Source organism: Erwinia mallotivora (genome assembly GCF_000590885.1).
GTDB classification, from domain to species: Bacteria; Pseudomonadota; Gammaproteobacteria; order Enterobacterales; family Enterobacteriaceae; genus Erwinia; species Erwinia mallotivora.
Window position 1 is genome coordinate 23,789 of sequence record NZ_JFHN01000068.1, and the last position, 18,052, is coordinate 41,840.

An 18,052-nucleotide genomic window follows, 5' to 3' on the forward strand; every position below is an offset into this window, starting at 1 on the left:
AAAAAACTCTATTCAAACATGGGGGGATAGAGTCCATGTCGGCCCGGCTGTGCCACAGCGGCCGGATTGAATAATTGTGAAAACAGCTGAGCAGTAAGGTTACCGCTATGTTTGTGACTGGCAAGCGGATAGCCATCGCTCTGGTTGGTCCACCAGTAACTGGTATACCGCATTGGATCAAAATGCATGGCGACTTCCCGCCAGGCAAGGGTACAAGGCATATCCTGATAGCCCAGAACATCCATGATAGCCGAACGGCCGGTGTCGGGTGGTGACAGCGGCGGCAGGTCATTCAGCAAGGCTTCAAGCTGAACAACAGCAAAAGGAACCGTAACGGCCTGGTGGAGGGTGGTTCCTAACTGCCGGAACCAGTCACCACATACGCTAAGTTGGGCCGGATGCCAGTGGGTAAGTGGCACGGTCTGAAGGGCCAGTAAGGGCCATGCCCGCCCCACGCGATCGCGGGAGGGGACCAGACAGCCGATTTGAACCTGCTGTGAGCCCAGGGTGGCAGGCAGGGCAAAATTCCACACCGGAGCACGGCAGAACTCTGCGCTGACGCCATTGCTGTGCTGGTGCCAGTGTGACAGCCCCTGTTGAAACCAGTTAGTCCAGTTAGCAACGATGGTTTCAGGCAAATGACGCTGTAAAAAGTCGCCTGCGCCGGGTAGTTTGCCGTACCATCCCAACGGTTTTTTTGCTGCCATGGTTATTCCTCTCCGGACGGGTAATCGTCAGATGCGGCCGGAACCGGGGCAGGCGTGTCCAGCGGTTGTGGCACAGCATTATCCAGATTATTCACCATTTTGCGCATCAGCACGTTGTCCCGGGCATAAGGCGAGGTCTGGATCTGCCGGTCAAGTAATTGACTGAGGTGCCAGTCCAGCTGCTGAAGCTGCCGGGTCGTGACGCTGCCTGGCAGTGTGCGTTGCAGATTCTGCATCACCCAGCCCCGCAAAAATTCCCCGTCATAGCTGCGCGGCTGATACAACATTTGATAAGCCCGCAGAGCATTTCGGCTGAACTCACTGTCATCCCCTTTATCATTGCGCAGGATTAGGGTGATTGCCTGAGCGACACGGGGCAACAGCAGGCTTTTCAGCGCGTTCTGATACAATCCCCAGCTGGCGTTACTTACCTGTACACCCCGATACAACCCTCCCCGCATACTCAGGGGCGGGGAAGTGAGTGAAAAATGCTGACTTTGCGGCAGTGCCACCAGACTGTTTAAGAAAGGTAGCAGATCCAGAATCTCTCCGCGATTGCTGGCCTGTAATCGAGTGGCCTGTTGCTGGATGGGAGCCAGACGTGCTGCTACCTGATGCAGATAGCGCTGGTTGTTGGCATAACTGGTGGCCCATAAAAATGTTGTCATGCTCAGTGCCAGCAGCAAAAAAGCATACCCGGCCCGGTGTAACTGATGGTTGCGACGTTCCCAAAGGCGATCGCTACCGGCGAGGTTGCTTTCTCTGAAGACCAGATCGCTGAGCAGAGAGCGAATAAAATAGCTCTGGCCTTTACTGGCCGGAATAGGCGCGTTGCGATTGACGCTGTCCCAGTTGGCAATGGAGTGGTCAGATGCCTCAGGTAGCTGAAGCTTGCGCGTCAGTTCCCCCATGATACGGTCAAAGGGCAAACCTTCCTGCGTTCCGCTGGTGAAAAACAACCCACGCGGTGCCCAGGGCATCCTGCCATTTTCTGCCGCGAAAACGATGTCAAGATAGTCCGCCAGCAGTGGACGCAGTGAAGCAAACTCCTGTGGAAAAAGAAAGCAGTCCGAGCGGTGAAGCAGATCTTTTTCCCTTGCCATGTTGCGGGCAAGATCGTTTTCCAGTCGGCGGGTGAGCAGACGGAACTGGCGGTCAAACATCTCCAGGTGAGTGGAATCATCTGACTGGTCGGTTTTCCATGGAAAGGTAAAGCCCCAGATGGCATCACGCTGCGTCTTATCCAGCCCGCCATAATAGCTCATGAACCCTTTCAGCAGGTCTGTTTTGGTTACCATCACATAGACCGGGAAGTGAATACCCGTTTGTTGATGCAGTTCTGCCATGCGTTGCCGTAGGGCGCTGGCCTGACGGGTACGGGCTTCTGCCGTATCACTCAGCAGATCTGCCACGCTGATGGTCATAATCACACCGTTGACAGGTTGCCGGGTGCGGTAACGTTTCAACAGGGTGATAAACGTCTGCCATTCACTGGCATCTCTTACGCGCTGGCTCTCCTGCAAGGTATACCGTCCTGCGGTATCCAGTAAAACGGCCTGCTGGGTAAACCACCAGTCGCAGTGCCGCGTGCCACCCACGCCGCGTAAAGCCGTTTTACCCAGGCTGTCACTGAGTGGGAATTCCAGCCCGGAATTAATCAACGCGGTAGTCTTACCTGCGCCCGGCGCGCCGACGATCATGTACCAGGGCAACTGGTAAAGATACTGGGCGTTAAAACGTTGCAGCCAGCCGTACGTTTTTTTTTGCTGATGAGCAGAGAACTGGATTTTTTTTAACAACATAGCCGCTTCACTGAAGCGGGTGTTAAGCAGCTCACCGGTTGCCGCCTGTTCGGCATGGTCTGTGTTCTGCTCCTGCAAGTTGCGCAGCAGTTTGCTGTTGAACCACGCGCGATAAAGTTGCGGAATCAACTGCAATAAAATCCACAGGAAATAGCACAGACCGATGGCAATTTGTCTGTTGAGGCTGGTTTCCAGCCAGTGGTTGTCACCAAAAGGAATCTGTGGACCGGTTATCCAGATTAAAGCAGACAGCGCGGTGATGCCGAGAAAACTCCACAGCAGGCGATTGAAAATCAGAGAAGTCAACATTGACGACATCAGGATTTCTCCTTCTGACTGTCAGGTGTATCAGGGGCAGGGAAGAGAATAATTTCCACCCGACGGTTTTGCGCGCGATTTTCGTCACTGTCATTAGGTAACAGCGGGTTGCTGTCGCCACGGCCCTCACTGCGAATGACGTGACCGGGTTTTTGTATCTGCAACATCAGTTTGCTGATGCTGCGGGCCTGAGCCAGCGAATAATCATAATTCGAGGAAAAATGCGAACCGTGCACAGGCCGGTCGTCAGTAAACACCCTCACCATTATCATGCCCTGAATGGTGTCCATGGCCGCTGATACGCGGGTGATGATTGCCCGGCCATGTGGCGTCAGGTCAGTGCCTGATTCGTTGAACAGCTTATCGGCGGCAATAATAATTTTACTGCCACTGTTGCCATCGGTAACGTCCAGCTGACGCGAGGTAATCAAATCGTCAAGTCTCTGACGAATATCCAGCAGCGTCTGAGAAGAATGGCTGAGTTTACCAGGCTCCGTTTTGGGAAGGGGAGTTTGCCAGATGGCGCGAAGTAAAGGCGCCGTGGTGCTACTCAGCCGCCAGTTCAGTCCGGAGTAAATCAGACTGGCGATAAAGGCGGTCAGGGTGATGCAAACCCAGAGCGGGACGGGGGGACGCCACAGTTTGTCCTGACTGACGATAACCAGCGGCTGCGGGGCTGGCTCGCCTTCCGGAATGGCACGGGTATCGCTGATTAACTGTGCCAGTCGACCGCGCATCGCATCAAGCTGAGCACGACCCTGTTCCATCGCCCGATAACGCCCTTCATAACCCAGCAGCAGGCAGTAATGGATAACCTCCAGCAGCCAGAGATGTTGCGTCGGGGTTTGCGAGATACGCGACAGCAGCTGGAAGACTTTTTCTCCTCCCCAGCTTTCATTGTGGAAAGTGAACAGCAGGCCATTGCCTGACCATACGCCGCGGTTTCCCCAGGGGGTTTGCGCTGCGGCCTCATCCAGAGTACTGCACAGGCAGTAACGTGCACCGATAATCATATCGAAAGGTAAACCCGCCTGCTTACTGTGAATTTCAAACTGGCGGATCTCATCCACCAGCTGCTGACGCAACGTGGCAGGATCGTCATGGGTAGCCGCCATGCGGATCTGCACGATGGCATTCAGTAACGGGGAAGCCGCGGTCAGTAGCAGATTTTCCTGACTGACGGCAGCCGTAATGTCAGCGGTGTTTTCCTGGCTCATCAACATGACTGTCTCTGCGGTGAGGCACCTGCCTGGCAGGTGCTTTTAGTCTGTTCAGACGGTGAATCCTGGCCTTCCGTGGCACAGTGAGCCTACTCCAGAATCCAGGTTGCGTTGTCGCTGTCGCGGCAGGCTTTGCTTTTACCGCCAACATCCACGCAGACTTTCTTGTTGTTTTTACGCACACGCGGACGATCGTTCTTTAGCGTAGCGTCATAAAGATCGCTTTTCACTCCAGCTTTAAATGGCACATAGCCGATAAGCTGTTGCTGATCCTCGTCCGCAATAGCCAGCCAGTGGTTTTCCACCTCACCCAGCACGCGGAAGGGTTTGCCATTTTCCAGATAGCGAATAATTTTGCCGCCGTAGTCCGGGCGGTTCATCACCGTCGCGTTGTACAGTGCCCGATACGTTTCATCGATCGGTGTGAAAGATTGCGGTGCCTCTTCGGCACGGCGGTGGGTCAGTTGCACGCCATCAACGACCGTGTTAACAAGCGTGTCATCAGTAATCTGAGGCGCTGTTTTACAGCCCGTCAGGGTGATGACGGCCAGCAAGGTGAGTACGATGCTAATTTTCACATTATTCCTGGTGAATACCATCAGTGAGCCTTATATTCCATAAGCTAAACCCCACACGCGTGTAGCCGGTACGGAAGATGCTAAGTACGGCTGCACATTAAAAACATGCTGATTTACAGAAAGATAAATTTCCTGCCAGTTTACCTTACGCTTTTAGGAATGGGAACCATTGAGGCATACCACCCTACATGTTAATGGCAGCTCAACGTACGGCAGAAATTTGCGGCCATTTAAATTAAGAGTGAATGGTTAAAGTTTCTGATGAAATTCCGGGATCGGACTGTTGCTGTGGCCGGGTAATCAATCAGGTTGAGGGAGATTGTCGGCACAGCCGGTGATGTGATCTCACAACACCGGACTGATGCATCCGAAGCAGCCTGTCAGTCATTACCAAAACGACCAATCAAACCGCTGGCACCCAGCGCATGTCCTTTCAACTGGCCCAGTAGCTGCTCACGACTCAGTCCCGGCTGCAAGGTATCCACTGCCAGGTCAGTAGCGATAAGCGTAAAGTTGTAATGATGCAGACCGCTGCCAGCCGGAGGACAGGGACCGTGATAGCGGCCCGTACCGGACGCATTTTTGCCACCGGTATAATCTTTCCCATCAGTCAGCTCGCCCGCGGCGAAGTGGTTACGTTGAGGCGGTATGTTATAAGCCACCAGATGATCCACGCCAAGCCCCTTTGCCCCAACCGGATCGGTAATAAGCAGCGCAAAGCTCTGTGTTCCGGCTGGCGGATTTTGCCAGCTCAACGCGGGAGACAGATTTTGTCCCGTGCAGGCAGGATTGCCTTTTGTTGCGCCAGCAAATTTTTTTGCCAGCATGCCATTGTCGTTAAAGTCAGGTGAACTGAGGGTAAACACCGGGGCAGCGAAAGCACTGGCTGCGCTCAACAGCAGTGCAGAGCACAACAGGTTTTTTTTCATCAGATTATTCCTCTTTCAGAAAGGGGCAGCGGGCAGTCTGGCGGATAATCAGGCGATTTACCAGTGGGTTATCTTTGCGGCATGGCTCTGAAAAAGCCCAGGCCTGTGCCAGTCTTCGCACAAAAGTGTTAAGCTGATCATGTTTTAAGGCCATGAGGCAGCGATGTGTTCAGCGCTGCCCGGGCCTGTCAGCTGGCAATAAATTGAGGTTATGAAAAGAGTAAACGACCTGCCATCCTTACATCTCAGTCAGCTTTTGCTGGCTTTTGCGGCATCGGTCCCGCCTGTCGCGCATGCCATTAATGTGGACACCCGCGTTGCCGCCGCTCCCTTCTCCGATCCCAGGCGCTTCAGCCAGCAGCTTCCCGATCTTGGCAGTCAATCTTCCTCCGATGCTGCGCTGGAAAAACGGCTGGCCCAGGCGATGAAAAGCATCGGGGAAGCCAGCATGAACAGCGATGATGATCAATCCCTGGGTAGCTCTGCGGGGCAGTGGGCTTTTGATCATTTTCGTGATGAAGCCGCCCGTCGGGCAGAGAATGAGGGTAAAGCGCTGCTCTCACCCTATGGGCGGGCCACTCTTTCGCTGGAAGTTGACAGCCACGGCAATTTTGATGGCACCTCAGCACAACTGGTTACCCCGTGGCAGGATAATTATCAGTATCTGACGTTCAGTCAGATAGGCGTACAGCAAACCCGCTATGGTCTGGTGGGCAATGCCGGTCTGGGACAGCGATGGCTGGCAGGAAGCTGGCGGCTGGGTTATAACGCCTTTGTTGACAGTCTGCTGGAGTCAGATCAGCAGCGTGGCTCGCTGGGTGCCGAGGCATGGAGTCATTTTCTGCGCTTCTCGGCCAACTATTATCAGCCCCTTTCCGGCTGGCGTGACAGCACCGATACCAGCGCGATGCGCATGGCACGCGGTTATGACATCAGTACTCAAGGTTACCTGCCGTTTTATCAGCAGCTTGGCGTTTCACTCAGCTATGAGCAGTATCTCGGTGACAAGGTTGATCTGTTCAACAGCGGCACCTGTGGCAGTAATCCCGCCGCTATCGAATTAGGCGTCAGCTACACGCCTGTGCCGTTATTCACGCTGACCGCTTCACGTAAAACGGCAGATACTGGCGAAACACAGGACCAGTTTGGCCTGAAGATGAATTATCAGATTGGTGTGGCGCTCAGTAAGCAGTTGTCTGCCGATAACGTTGCGGCCTCACGCTCCCTCAGCGGCAGTCGTTATGATGCTGTCAGTCGTAACAATACGCCGGTGATGGCGTTCCGCCAGCGCAAAACGCTGTCGGTATTCCTTGCCACGCCACCCTGGCAGGTGCAGCCGGGTGAGGTGTTGCCACTGAAATTGCAGATTCGCCACACCGCCGCGATAAAAGCGATTAGCTGGCAGGGGGATACCCAGGCACTGAGTCTGACATCGCCTGCTGACAGTACCAGTCCACAGGGCTGGAGCATCATTATTCCGCAGTGGGATAATTCAGCGGATGCCACTAATGAGTATCATCTTTCCGTGACGCTGGAAGACAGCCGACAGCAGCGTGTCACGTCCAACTGGATCACCCTGAAGCTGGCACAACCGGTGACGTTGCAAAACAGCACTGATAATGCCTTTGATCTGATGGTTCCCTGACGGAGCCAGTTGCCATCCGGCAGGGAACAGCAAGCCCCTGCCAGCACAAAGTCCCCGGGACATTTCCATGCCGTTGCCCGTTTGTCGCCAGTATCGTGGTCAGGCGACGTGACCAACGCGCTGCGCCGTATTGGTGCGTGTTGCACTCTCATGAAGCGTGAAACGGCCACTTCTGAAAGCAAATCTCCCCGACGATCACAAAAGCGATATTTTATTTTTTCATTGCATAACTCTTCTGTTTTTTATGCCGCGAGTCAGCCCGCAGCATCACAGTATGCACTTTTTATGCATTTAAAGTGAATAGGGTCCTGCCTTAACCTATTGATATTCTTTTGTCTGACCTGATTTATGCATTTTTTTACTGGCTGGCATGAACCATGCAAATTACAGTACAGCCGTTATGAATCTTTTAATTAACATTACTTAAACTAATTATTTACCTGCCCTGTGCAGGACAATGAGGCTGAGATGCAATCAGAAGTGACTCGCGACGATTTTGATCGGTGGATCGTGCCGACCTATGCCACCGCCAGCTTTGTACCTGTGCGGGCAGAAGGATCGACACTGTGGGATCAACAGGGCAACAGCTATATCGATTTTGCGGGTGGTATTGCGGTTAATGCCCTCGGGCATGCCCATCCTGCGCTTTGCCAGGCATTGCAGCAACAGGCGGCGAAGCTCTGGCACACGGGTAACGGTTATACCAATGAGCCAATCCTCCGGCTCGCCAGACAGCTGATTGATGCCACTTTCGCTGAACGGGTATTTTTCTGTAACTCCGGAGCGGAAGCGAATGAAGCCGCGCTGAAACTGGCCCGTAAAGTGGCACATGACAGCGGCGGTGAACAGAAAAGCGGGATTGTGGCGTTTAAAAATGCTTTTCACGGTCGCACGCTTTTTACCGTTTCGGCGGGTGGGCAACCCGCCTATGCAAAAGACTTCGCCCCTCTGCCGGCTGGCATCAGCCACGCCATCTTTAATGATTTAACCTCGGCGGCGGCGCTGATTAATGACCAGACCTGTGCGGTCATTGTTGAACCCATACAGGGCGAGGGCGGCGTGATCCCGGCCGATCCTGATTTTCTGCGCGGCCTGCGGCAGCTGTGCGACCAGCACCAGGCGCTGCTGATTTTTGATGAGGTGCAGAGCGGCGTCGGGCGCACCGGCTCACTGTATGCTTACATGCACTATGGCGTCACGCCGGATGTGCTTACTACGGCCAAGGCGCTGGGTGGCGGTTTCCCCATTGGCGCGATGCTGACCACGGAAAAAAATGCTCGCGCGTTGGGGGTTGGTACGCATGGCACCACCTATGGCGGCAATCCACTGGCGGGTGCGGTCGGTGGCGAGGTGATGGCATTAGTCAATCGGCCGGAGGTGCTGGACGGGGTGAAATTACGCCATCAATGGTTTGTTGAGGGGCTGACGGCTGTCAATCAACGTTTGCACCTGTTCAGCGACATTCGCGGGCTGGGCCTGCTGTTAGGTTGTGTACTGAACGAAGACTACAGCGGTAAGGCAAAATTATTCAGCCAGGCCGCGGTGAAAGAAGGCCTGATGGTGCTGATTGCCGGTGCTGACGTGGTGCGTTTTGCCCCCTCGCTGATCATTACTGAGCAGGAAGTCAGAGAGGGGCTGGCCCGCTTTGAAAGGGCCTGCCGCACGGTGATTGCCGGAGCCGCGCTATGATGGTGATCCGCCCCGTTGAGCGTGACGATCTGGCAAAGCTGCTCAGGCTTGCCGGAAAAACCGGCGGTGGGCTGACGTCGCTTCCTGCCGACAGCGCGACGCTGGCGGCACGCATTGAACGCTCCATCCTGACCTGGCAGGATGCGTTGCCCAGGGCAGAGCAGGGCTACGTGTTTGTTCTCGAAGAGAGTGAGACGCAACAGGCGGTGGGCATCTGCGCCATTGAGGTCGCGGTCGGGTTGCAGGAACCCTGGTATAACTTTCGGGTGGGCACGCAGGTTCATGCCTCGAAGGAGCTGAATGTCTACAACGCCCTGCCCACGCTCTCATTGAGCAACGATCACACCGGCAGCAGTGAGCTGTGTACGCTGTTTCTCGACCCGGATTATCGCAACGGCAGGAACGGTTACCTTTTATCGAAATCCCGTTTTCTGTTTATGGCTGCGTTTCGCCAGCGCTTTATGCAAAAAGTGGTGGCCGAAATGCGAGGCGTCAGCGATGAGCACGGCCATTCGCCGTTCTGGGAAAGCGTCGGCAGCCGCTTTTTCTCGATGTCGTTCAGCGCGGCTGACTATCTCAGCGGTACTGGTCAGAAGTCGTTTATCGCCGAACTGATGCCTAAACATCCTCTGTATATCAATTATCTTTCGCCGGAAGCGCAGGCGGTGATCGGTCAGACGCATCCTGATACCGCACCGGCCCGTGCGGTGCTGGAAGCGGAGGGATTCCGCTATCTCAACTATATCGACATCTTTGACGGTGGCCCGACGCTGGAATGCGACATTGACCGCATCCGTGCCGTTCGTAAAAGCCGCCTGCTGTCGGCGAGGCTGGTTACCCGCCTCGCCGACAACCAACAGCCTGTTTGCCTGGTTGGCAACGAACGCTATCACGATTTTCGTGTGATGTTACTGCAAGCCGATCCTCACGGGGGTGACGTTGCCCTGACTGCGGAACAGGCTGACATTTTACGCTGCGAGCCGGGCGATCCCCTGCGCGTGGTGACCTTATCAGGCCCGGAGAAAAAAGCATGACACACTGCATTAATGGACAATGGCTGATCGGCGGCGGGGAACATTTCACCAAATCCGAGCCGGTGCGGGGTACCGTGTTGTGGCAGGGGAGAAGTGCCAGCCAGGGCCAGGTCTCCGCCGCCTGCGAAGCCGCTCGCGCTGCCTTTCCCGGGTGGGCCAGGCGGCCTTTTAACGAACGTCAGGCGATTGTGGAAAAGTTTGCCGTCCTGCTGGAAAAAAACCGTGAAGCGCTGACCGCCATTATTGCGGAAGAGACCGGCAAACCGCGCTGGGAGGCGACGACCGAAGTTCAGGCGATGATTAATAAAGTTGCCATCTCGGTAAAAGCCTGGCATGAACGCACCGGGGAAACGCAAAGCGCAGACGGCTCACTGCGCCACCGACCGCATGGCGTGATGGCGGTGTTTGGTCCCTACAATTTTCCTGGCCATCTGCCCAACGGCCATATTGTCCCGGCGCTGCTGGCGGGTAATACGGTGGTGTTCAAGCCCAGTGAGCAGACCCCTGCCAGCGCCGAAAAAGTGGTCCGGCTGTGGCTGAATGCCGGGTTGCCGGGTGGTGTGCTGAATATGGTGCAGGGAGGGCGCGATACCGGTCAGGCCCTGGCGCAGGAACCTGACATTGACGGGCTGTTATTCACCGGCAGTGCCGCCACTGGCTATCAGCTACACCGGCAGTTCGCCGGACGTCCGGATAAAATGCTGGCGCTGGAAATGGGGGGCAACAATGCCCTGATTGTTGAGGACATCCCCGATGCGGATGCCGCGGTGAATATCGCTATCCAGTCTGCTTTTATCAGTGCAGGTCAGCGTTGTACCTGCGCGCGTCGCATGTTGGTGAAAAGAGGCGCAGCAGGAGATGCATTTCTTGCCCGGCTGGTGGCGGTGGCGGGGAGAATTCGTACCGGCAGCTGGGACGATGACCCTCAGCCGTTTATGGGCAGCGTCATTTCCCGGCAGGCCGCTGAGCATGTCTTCAGCGAATGGCAGGCGCGGGTTGATGCCGGTGGAAAAGTACTGTTGCCAATGCGCTGGCCTGCGCGTGAGAGTGCGATTCTGACACCGGGCATTATCGATGTCACCACGCTGAAAAATCTGCCGGACGAAGAGGTGTTCGGGCCTTTGCTGTCGGTCATCCGCTACGATGATTTTGACCAGGCACTCCGGCTGGCAAATGCCACGCGCTATGGCCTTTCTCTGGGACTTATCTCTGCACAGCGCGCGCTGTTTGACCGGCTGTTGATTGAAGGGCGGGCCGGTATCGTTAACTGGAACAAACCGCTGACCGGTGCCGCGAGCAGCGCACCCTTTGGTGGTATTGGTGCTTCCGGTAATCACCGGGCCAGCGCGTTTTATGCCGCTGATTATTGTGCATGGCCGATGGCATCGCTGGAATCTGCGGATTTAACACTACCTGTGACGTTGTCACCTGGGCTCGATTTCAGCCCGCAGGAGGAGAATAAATGAGCGTGCGTGAAGCCAACTTCGATGGCCTGCCGGGCCTGACCCACCATTACGCCGGACTCTCATTCGGCAATGAGGCTTCCACCCGCCATCAGCATCAGGTATCGAATCCCAGGCTGGCAGCGCAGCAGGGGCTGCTGAAAATGAAAGCGCTGGCAGACGCGGGGTTTCTTCAGGGGGTGATCCCGCCTCATGAACGCCCGAATGTGGCTGCCCTGCGCCAGCTCGGTTTCAGCGGTACGGATGCACAGGTGGTGGAAAAAGCGTTTCGCCAGGCTCCTCAGCTGTTGTCGGCAGCCAGTTCAGCATCTGCAATGTGGGTGGCGAATGCGGCCACCGTGTCTCCGTCTGCTGACAGCGCTGATGGTCGGGTCCATCTGACCGTGGCAAACCTCAACAACAAATTTCACCGGGCTATTGAGGCACCCACCACCGCCGCATTACTGCGCGCCATTTTTCATAACGATGACCACTTCTGCGTGCATGATGCTTTGCCACAGGTTGCCCTGTTTGGCGACGAGGGGGCGGCTAATCATAACCGTTTCAGCCATCAGTATGGCGATTCGGGCGTACAACTGTTTGTCTATGGCCGGGAAGAGGGGAATGGCGAGGTTTCTCCCCGGCGTTATCCGGCCAGGCAGACCCGGGAAGCGAGTGAAGCGGTGGCGCGTCTGCATCAGCTTGATGCCGGGAGAACGGTATTTGCTCAGCAGAATCCTGACGTTATCGATCAGGGGGTGTTCCATAACGATGTGATTGCCGTCAGCAACCAGCAACTGCTGTTCTGTCATCAGCGGGCGTTTCTGCATCAGCCTGCGTTGCTGGCGACACTGCGGGAAAAAATGCCCGGCTTTACGGCGGTAGAAGTGCCTGAGGAGCGTGTCAGCGTGTCAGATGCTGTTTCGACTTATCTGTTCAACAGCCAGCTGTTGAGCAAGCCTGATGGCAGGATGTTACTGGTGTTGCCGGAAGAGGCCCGACAGCATGTCGGCGTCTGGCGTTACCTCTGCGAACTGGCTGAAAGCGGTGGGTTAATTGATGAGCTGAAAGTATTCGATCTGCGTGAAAGCATGTGTAATGGCGGTGGCCCGGCCTGCCTGCGTCTGCGTGTGGTGCTTAATGAAGCCCAGCAGGCGGCAGTCAATCCTGCGGTGATGATGAACGACCGGCTGTTCGTTGCGCTTAATCGCTGGGTGGAAAAATATTATCGCGACCACCTGCGTCATGAGGATCTGGCTGACCCACAATTGTTGATTGAGGGCAGGGAAGCGCTGGACGAACTCACCCGGCTGCTAAACTTAGGTAATGTTTACCGCTTTCAGCAGTAAATACGGGACTACAGCGCGTCAGATCGTTGCCGACGCGCTTTTTTTTAAGGAGCATCCGACACTGATAATAAGGAACAGGTATGCAGGATTTTCTGAAACAAACTCTGGCTGGCAGGCCGCCCGCGTCGTTATCTGGTCGCAATCAGCACGTAAAATGGCAGTGGCTTGATGAAGGGATACTCGAAGTGACGCCAGAGCATCCCTCGCCAATGGCGTTGGTTATTTCCGCCGGGATCCACGGTAACGAGACGGCACCGGTAGAAATACTTAATTCGCTGGTCAGCGAGCTGCTGGCCGGAACCCGCGTCCTGTTGCCCCGGCTGCTGGTGATCCTTGGCAATCCCCCTGCTCTGCGTGAAAATCGGCGCTACCTGCGAACGGATATCAACCGCCTGTTTGGCGGTCGCTGGCAGCATTATGAAGATATGCCGGAGGTTCGTCGGGCATGGCGGCTGGAGCAGGCGATGGAAACCTTCTGGCAGGCCGGACGTGGCGATGAACGTCGCTGGCATCTGGATCTGCATACGGCTATACGGGGGTCATGGCACAGTCGCTTTGGCGTACTGCCTCAGCGTGAAACGCCCTGGCCAGAGGATTTTCTGCACTGGCTGTCGGCGGCCGGACTGGAAGCGCTGGTCTTTCATCGTGCACCCGGTGGGACCTTCACCCACTACAGCTGTCAGCATTTTGCGGCGCTCAGTTGTACGCTGGAACTGGGCAAAGCACTGCCGTTTGGCAGTAACGATCTGGCGCAGTTTGCCGCGGCGCAGGCGGCGCTGGCAGCGGTATTATCCGCCGAGCCACTTGCTGTTTCTGCAACCGTGCCGCGCCGCTACCGTGTTTCACAACAAATTACCCGTCATTCTCCGGCATTCCACCTGCATATGAGCCCGCAGACGCTCAATTTCACCGCTTTTCCTCAGGGCACGCTGCTGGCAGAAGATGGCGAACAGCGTTTTTATGTTCAGCAGGCGCGGGAATATGTCATCTTTCCTAATCCGGACGTGGCGCAGGGGCAGCGCGCAGGACTGATGCTGGTAGAGGAAGGGCCCCACAATCAGGCTACAGGTGTGACTTAACCGATTTTTCACCGGCGGCACTGGCAATCCGTGCTGCCGGGTCTGAGCTGATAACCACGGCGCTTTTATGCTGTTTTAAGCCCCTGTGTCGCTGCCGCTGCGCGCCTTTTTAAATTTACTTTATCCTTTCCCTATCCTTGCAGCTGTATTACACTTCGCCATTATTTCTGCATAAAGCGCTTTAAATTCATATCCTTTTGCAATTCCTCACGATAATCTTCGCAATCTCTCCATGATCGCCGCCTTTTTGTCTTTTATGCTTTCAGGGTTTTACTCAGTTGGTGAGTACTTGACATTAAGAACACTAAACTGATTTCCGACAACCCGACACCTTGTCGGCTCAGACCCAAAAGTAAGGAAAATGGTATGCGTAAATTAACCTCTCTGGTTGTAGCTATGACTCTGGCGATGGGTGCTGCCAATATCGTTCATGCGGCGGCAGATAATATGACTCCTCCTCCTGCCGGTGCAGACAAACCTATGATGCACAAGCCGCCGCGTCATGGTGGTCCGCATGAGATGTTTATGTTCAAAGATCTGAAACTGACCGATGCGCAGAAACAACAGATGCATGCGATTATGAAAGACGCGCACAAAGAGATGAAACGGCCTTCCATTGAAGAACGCCGTGCAATGCACAGCATCATTGCTTCTGATACGTTCGACCAGGCTAAAGCCGATGCGCAGGCAACTCAGATGGCAGCCAACGGTAAGGAACGTGCGGTGAAAATGCTGGAAGTGCAGAACAAAATGTACAATGTTCTGACCCCAGAGCAGAAAAAACAGTTCAATGACAACTTTGAGAAACGTCTGACGGAAAAACCTCAGCACGAAGATAAAATGCCTCCGGCAGAGGATTAATACGCCACTGCAAGACTGAATGGAGACCGCCGCCGTTGTTCACCTGCTTCAGGGCCGTGGACAACGTCGGCGGTTTTGTTTTCAGCTTTCAGCACAGCGGAATAATCGGGTATTTGCCACTGAATACCGGTTTACAAAGAATTTTATAGCCATCACTGTCATAGCCCTGCGGCGTGGAGGTCAGCTCGCCGGCTGCGGCGATATCCTCTACCGATCCCAGATAATACCAGTTGTTAATCACATGAATTTGCCTGTGCGCGACGCCTTCTTCCACCACGCCCACTGCTCCCTGCCAGGGCCAGCACTGTACGCGAACCCTCTCCAGCGCTGACAGCAGGCGCTGATGGTGCTCAGCCATCGACTCCTGACCACAACAGGCTCCGGCACAACGGCCCAGACTGGCGCGGAAGCAGGCCCGCTGTGAACGAAGATTTTCCAGTCCCAATATTCCGGTACACAGGCGTTGCTCATCAGCAATGTTATGTAGTGTCTCCAGTGCCGCCCGGCGGCTGGCATACAGACCAAACAGATTTGGCGTATGGGAAAAATCCACCTCCCGGGCATACACCACGGTGGGTTGAGTTCCACTGATATGCAGTGAGCAAAGCTGGCGATTTTTACGCAGTCGTTTGTTGAATAAGGGCTGCTGGATTTTGATCATTTGCGCTTCCAGTAGCAATGCACCCAGCTCTCCGGCGGTGGTGATAAAAGTAATGTGCCGTGCCTGACGCAGCATCCGCGCTTCATCAGTATTACGCAGATGGGACATTACCCGGCTGCGGATGTTGACGCTCTTACCGATGTAGAGCGGCAGGGTATCGCTTTCTCCGTGAAAAACATACACGCCGGGCAGGGAGGGAAGGTCGGCCAGCGAAGAACGCAAATGCTCAGGATACTGATAGAACGCGGCGGGTTCACTCTCCAGCCGGGGGCTTACTGCACGTCTCACCACATTACACTCCATTTACTGGTTACATGTACAGTGTAGCAGACGTGCAATGCAGAAAAAAGCGTCACAGGGAATGGCGATACACCATGCACCTGACTCTTTGTGCGGCACGGATATCGCCTTTCGCGCCGGTGAAAACCCTGCCTGTGATTGTACAGACCGACAGCCACCTTGCCCTGACTTCTGGCTGAACCCAGGGTAAGTCAGCCCGACGGCACCTGCTTTTTACTTTTTCTTCCAGAACTCATCGAATACGGTGATGGGCGGACGGCGTTTGTGTTCAGTTTTCAGATACCAGCCCTCGACGATCCTGCTGGCGTCCTGACCGATATCCTTACCTTCCAGATACTGGTCGATCTGCTGATAAGTGATACCCAGCGCGACTTCATCCTGAAGCCCCGGACGATCATCTTCCAGATCTGCCGTCGGATGCTTGAGATAGAGATGTTCCGGACACCCCAGCGCTTTCAACAGTTGTTTTCCCTGGCCTTTGTGCAGGCGAAATATTGGGTTAATGTCGGTGCCGCCATCGCCGTATTTGGTGAAAAATCCGGTAACCGCTTCGGCAGCGTGATCCGTACCTACCACCACACCGGCAGTCATTCCGGCAATACTGTACTGTGCCTTCATACGTTCACGCGCTTTTTCATTTCCGCGAATATAGTCAGACAGCGTGATACCTGCGTCACGCAGCGCTTTTTCACTGGTCAGCACCGCTTCTTTAATATTTACCGTCAGCACGCGGTCGGGCTGGATAAAATTGATGGCATCCTGACAATCCTGTTCGTCAGCCTGCACGCCATAGGGCAGGCGGACAGCAATAAATTGCAGGCTCTGGTCGCCCGTTTCGTCGCGCAGTTCGCTGATGGCGGTCTGGCTGAGCTTGCCGGTTAAGGTTGAATCCTGTCCGCCACTCAGGCCGAGAACCAGCGTTTTAATAAACGGATTGGCTTTCAGGTACGATTTCAGAAAATCCACGCTGGTGCGAATTTCCTGCTCCACGTCGATGGTGGGTTTGACACCCAACGCTTCAATAATTTCCTGTTGCAGAGCCATTCACCTCTCCTCAAATTCAGTACATGCCGGTCTGGCGGTTGCGATAAGGTCTGTTGTAAAACTAACCTGCCTGCGACGAAACAACAAGATTCAATCCTGTTAACGGCCGATCTTTTGCTGATAAATCAGTCATTTTAGTGATTTATTCATGCAGATAATATCGTAAGCGTTTTCTGTCGCCTGCCGGCAATGGTCGAAGTGCATCAAATCCTGTCGGCGCTGTTTTTACCTGCCTCGGGGCCAGGCTACGGCCGATGGACGGGGCACTGTTTCAGCGCAGGCTTCAGCCTGACAATTGCAGTGATCCCAGGTCACCGCCAGTGAAGATGTGCGCTATGGGGTGGTGTACAGTGCCAGCGGGTGAAAAAAACCAGGGTGAAGGGCGCTTTTTTTGCTTTTCAGGCGGAAAGCCCGTGCTCATCGTCGAAAACCCCTGCGGACGCATCCAGGTCACTCTTTTCCCGGTTTTTTTCTTTATCACCAAGTTGATTAAACAGGCTTTATGTTCCAGGCTTATGCGGGTATGGATAATCTCAGAGGAATAAAAAACATGAATAAGGTTACAGGATTAATTGGTGCTGCTGTGGCTCTGGCTGTTTTATCTGGCTGTACAGCCTATGACCGTGCGGAAAGCTATGTTACCAAACCGGTAGTGCAGGATGTGAAAAAGGGTATGACCCGTCAGCAGGTGCGTGATATTGCAGGTCCACCTTCTACTGAAATTACCATGGTTCATGCCCGTGGCACCTGCCAGACTTATGTTCTCGGCCAGCGTGATGGTAAATTGCAGACCTACTTTGTCAGCTACAGCGATAATGGTCGCGTGATGAATTACGGTTTCCAGAGCTGTAAAGACTACGATACTGACCCACAAACCGGGCAGTAATTTGCCGCAGTAAAAAAAACGGTCACCCAGGGGTGACCGTTTTTTTTACTGTTACAGACCCGGCGGGCGGGGCACTTCCAGGTAGCGGCCATCAATATCACGACGATAGTAGTGTCCGTCCTGCACGTAGAAACGCTCACCGTTATAATCAACGGCATTCATGCTACCGCTCAGGCGTTCTGCTGGTGGCTGAACCACGACGTAAGTGTTGTCGTTCTGACGCTGATAATACATGCCATTCAGGGCATAGTAAGTCAGTCCACCAATAATGACCGCAGCGGCGGCATCGGGCAGAATTGACAGCCGTCCGGGACCATGCCCCCAGCCGCGTCCCCATCCCGGACCGGGGCCAGGTCCTGGCCCCCAGCCACCCGGGTGAGCGGAAACCAGCGCGGGCGATAATAACGTTAAGGCAAGAAGAGTACTTATCACCTTTTTCATACAGTTTCTCCTGCTTCAGACTGAGGCTAACATTACTCCGGGCCAGCCAAAACACAAGAAGGAAAGC

General features: G+C 54.7%; 16 protein-coding genes. 8 read left to right on the forward strand and 8 right to left on the reverse strand.

Annotation, left to right across the window (positions count from 1 at the left end):
• Window positions 1-8: 8 nt before the first annotated feature.
• The 5 genes from tagF to BG55_RS17965 form a co-directional block, all read right to left on the reverse strand.
• Window positions 9-707, reverse strand: coding sequence for a type VI secretion system-associated protein TagF (tagF, locus tag BG55_RS17945; protein ID WP_034940423.1), 699 nt, complete (start codon window positions 705-707; stop codon window positions 9-11).
• Between the two features lie 2 nt (window positions 708-709).
• Window positions 710-2,827: a type VI secretion system membrane subunit TssM gene (tssM, locus tag BG55_RS17950; protein WP_034940426.1), complete on the reverse strand. Its 2,118-nt coding sequence runs from the start codon at window positions 2,825-2,827 to the stop codon at window positions 710-712.
• A complete protein-coding gene (gene icmH / locus BG55_RS17955) occupies window positions 2,827-4,050 on the reverse strand; it encodes a type IVB secretion system protein IcmH/DotU (RefSeq protein WP_268745070.1) in 1,224 nt (407 codons plus the stop codon). Before icmH ends, tssM begins: the two co-directional genes overlap by 1 nt.
• Window positions 4,051-4,136: 86 nt before the next feature.
• Entirely contained in the window at window positions 4,137-4,646 is a 510-nt protein-coding gene (locus BG55_RS17960; RefSeq protein ID WP_034940428.1) for an SH3 domain-containing protein, read from the reverse strand.
• Window positions 4,647-5,005: 359 nt separating this feature from the next.
• Window positions 5,006-5,554 carry a YbhB/YbcL family Raf kinase inhibitor-like protein gene (locus BG55_RS17965; protein ID WP_034940432.1) on the reverse strand — a complete coding sequence of 183 codons (549 nt, stop codon included), beginning with the start codon at window positions 5,552-5,554 and terminating at the stop codon, window positions 5,006-5,008.
• 211 nt (window positions 5,555-5,765) lie between these two features.
• Between BG55_RS17965 and BG55_RS17970 the strand changes: the two genes are divergently transcribed.
• The 7 genes from BG55_RS17970 (at window position 5,766) to spy (ending at window position 14,653) form a co-directional block, all read left to right on the forward strand.
• Window positions 5,766-7,199 carry a YchO/YchP family invasin gene (locus BG55_RS17970; protein WP_034940435.1) on the forward strand — a complete coding sequence of 478 codons (1,434 nt, stop codon included), beginning with the start codon at window positions 5,766-5,768 and terminating at the stop codon, window positions 7,197-7,199.
• A gap of 468 nt (window positions 7,200-7,667) precedes the next feature.
• Window positions 7,668-8,888 (forward strand): bifunctional succinylornithine transaminase/acetylornithine transaminase, encoded by a 1,221-nt coding sequence (locus BG55_RS17975; protein WP_034940436.1) that lies wholly within the window; start codon window positions 7,668-7,670, stop codon window positions 8,886-8,888.
• Window positions 8,885-9,922, forward strand: coding sequence for an arginine N-succinyltransferase (gene astA / locus BG55_RS17980; protein ID WP_034940439.1), 1,038 nt, complete (start codon window positions 8,885-8,887; stop codon window positions 9,920-9,922). Before BG55_RS17975 ends, astA begins: the two co-directional genes overlap by 4 nt.
• Window positions 9,919-11,388: a succinylglutamate-semialdehyde dehydrogenase gene (astD, locus tag BG55_RS17985; protein ID WP_034940441.1), complete on the forward strand. Its 1,470-nt coding sequence runs from the start codon at window positions 9,919-9,921 to the stop codon at window positions 11,386-11,388. Before astA ends, astD begins: the two co-directional genes overlap by 4 nt.
• Complete coding sequence (gene astB / locus BG55_RS17990) at window positions 11,385-12,713, forward strand: N-succinylarginine dihydrolase (RefSeq protein WP_034940444.1); 1,329 nt, start codon at window positions 11,385-11,387, stop codon at window positions 12,711-12,713. The genes astD and astB overlap by 4 nt, the downstream gene beginning before the upstream one ends.
• Before the next feature lie 80 nt (window positions 12,714-12,793).
• Window positions 12,794-13,792 carry a succinylglutamate desuccinylase gene (gene astE / locus BG55_RS17995; RefSeq protein ID WP_034940445.1) on the forward strand — a complete coding sequence of 333 codons (999 nt, stop codon included), beginning with the start codon at window positions 12,794-12,796 and terminating at the stop codon, window positions 13,790-13,792.
• A gap of 366 nt (window positions 13,793-14,158) precedes the next feature.
• On the forward strand, window positions 14,159-14,653 hold the full coding sequence (spy, locus tag BG55_RS18000) for an ATP-independent periplasmic protein-refolding chaperone Spy (protein ID WP_034940449.1): 495 nt from the start codon (window positions 14,159-14,161) through the stop codon (window positions 14,651-14,653).
• Window positions 14,654-14,741: 88 nt separating this feature from the next.
• Here spy and cho read toward each other — a convergent pair whose 3' ends face one another.
• A complete protein-coding gene (gene cho / locus BG55_RS18005; RefSeq protein WP_034940452.1) occupies window positions 14,742-15,605 on the reverse strand; it encodes an excinuclease Cho in 864 nt (287 codons plus the stop codon).
• Between the two features lie 222 nt (window positions 15,606-15,827).
• On the reverse strand, window positions 15,828-16,658 hold the full coding sequence (gene nadE / locus BG55_RS18010) for an NAD(+) synthase (protein ID WP_034940454.1): 831 nt from the start codon (window positions 16,656-16,658) through the stop codon (window positions 15,828-15,830).
• A 550-nt stretch (window positions 16,659-17,208) separates the two neighbouring features.
• On the opposite strand from nadE, the gene osmE reads away from it, so the two are divergent.
• Window positions 17,209-17,544, forward strand: coding sequence for an osmotically-inducible lipoprotein OsmE (gene osmE / locus BG55_RS18020; RefSeq protein WP_034940459.1), 336 nt, complete (start codon window positions 17,209-17,211; stop codon window positions 17,542-17,544).
• A gap of 51 nt (window positions 17,545-17,595) precedes the next feature.
• Here osmE and BG55_RS18025 read toward each other — a convergent pair whose 3' ends face one another.
• On the reverse strand, window positions 17,596-17,985 hold the full coding sequence (locus BG55_RS18025) for a DUF6515 family protein (protein WP_034940461.1): 390 nt from the start codon (window positions 17,983-17,985) through the stop codon (window positions 17,596-17,598).
• Window positions 17,986-18,052 lie beyond the last annotated feature (67 nt).

What these genes read in the sequence shown, in the direction of transcription:
- tagF (WP_034940423.1), bottom strand. Translation starts at nt 707, where the DNA reads ATGGCAGCAAAAAAACCGTTGGGATGGTACGGCAAACTACCCGGCGCA.
- tssM (WP_034940426.1), bottom strand. Translation starts at nt 2,827, where the DNA reads ATGTCGTCAATGTTGACTTCTCTGATTTTCAATCGCCTGCTGTGGAGT.
- icmH (WP_268745070.1), bottom strand. Translation starts at nt 4,050, where the DNA reads ATGTTGATGAGCCAGGAAAACACCGCTGACATTACGGCTGCCGTCAGT.
- BG55_RS17960 (WP_034940428.1), bottom strand. Translation starts at nt 4,646, where the DNA reads ATGGTATTCACCAGGAATAATGTGAAAATTAGCATCGTACTCACCTTG.
- BG55_RS17965 (WP_034940432.1), bottom strand. Translation starts at nt 5,554, where the DNA reads ATGAAAAAAAACCTGTTGTGCTCTGCACTGCTGTTGAGCGCAGCCAGT.
- BG55_RS17970 (WP_034940435.1), top strand. Translation starts at nt 5,766, where the DNA reads ATGAAAAGAGTAAACGACCTGCCATCCTTACATCTCAGTCAGCTTTTG.
- BG55_RS17975 (WP_034940436.1), top strand. Translation starts at nt 7,668, where the DNA reads ATGCAATCAGAAGTGACTCGCGACGATTTTGATCGGTGGATCGTGCCG.
- astA (WP_034940439.1), top strand. Translation starts at nt 8,885, where the DNA reads ATGATGGTGATCCGCCCCGTTGAGCGTGACGATCTGGCAAAGCTGCTC.
- astD (WP_034940441.1), top strand. Translation starts at nt 9,919, where the DNA reads ATGACACACTGCATTAATGGACAATGGCTGATCGGCGGCGGGGAACAT.
- astB (WP_034940444.1), top strand. Translation starts at nt 11,385, where the DNA reads ATGAGCGTGCGTGAAGCCAACTTCGATGGCCTGCCGGGCCTGACCCAC.
- astE (WP_034940445.1), top strand. Translation starts at nt 12,794, where the DNA reads ATGCAGGATTTTCTGAAACAAACTCTGGCTGGCAGGCCGCCCGCGTCG.
- spy (WP_034940449.1), top strand. Translation starts at nt 14,159, where the DNA reads ATGCGTAAATTAACCTCTCTGGTTGTAGCTATGACTCTGGCGATGGGT.
- nadE (WP_034940454.1), bottom strand. Translation starts at nt 16,658, where the DNA reads ATGGCTCTGCAACAGGAAATTATTGAAGCGTTGGGTGTCAAACCCACC.
- osmE (WP_034940459.1), top strand. Translation starts at nt 17,209, where the DNA reads ATGAATAAGGTTACAGGATTAATTGGTGCTGCTGTGGCTCTGGCTGTT.
- BG55_RS18025 (WP_034940461.1), bottom strand. Translation starts at nt 17,985, where the DNA reads ATGAAAAAGGTGATAAGTACTCTTCTTGCCTTAACGTTATTATCGCCC.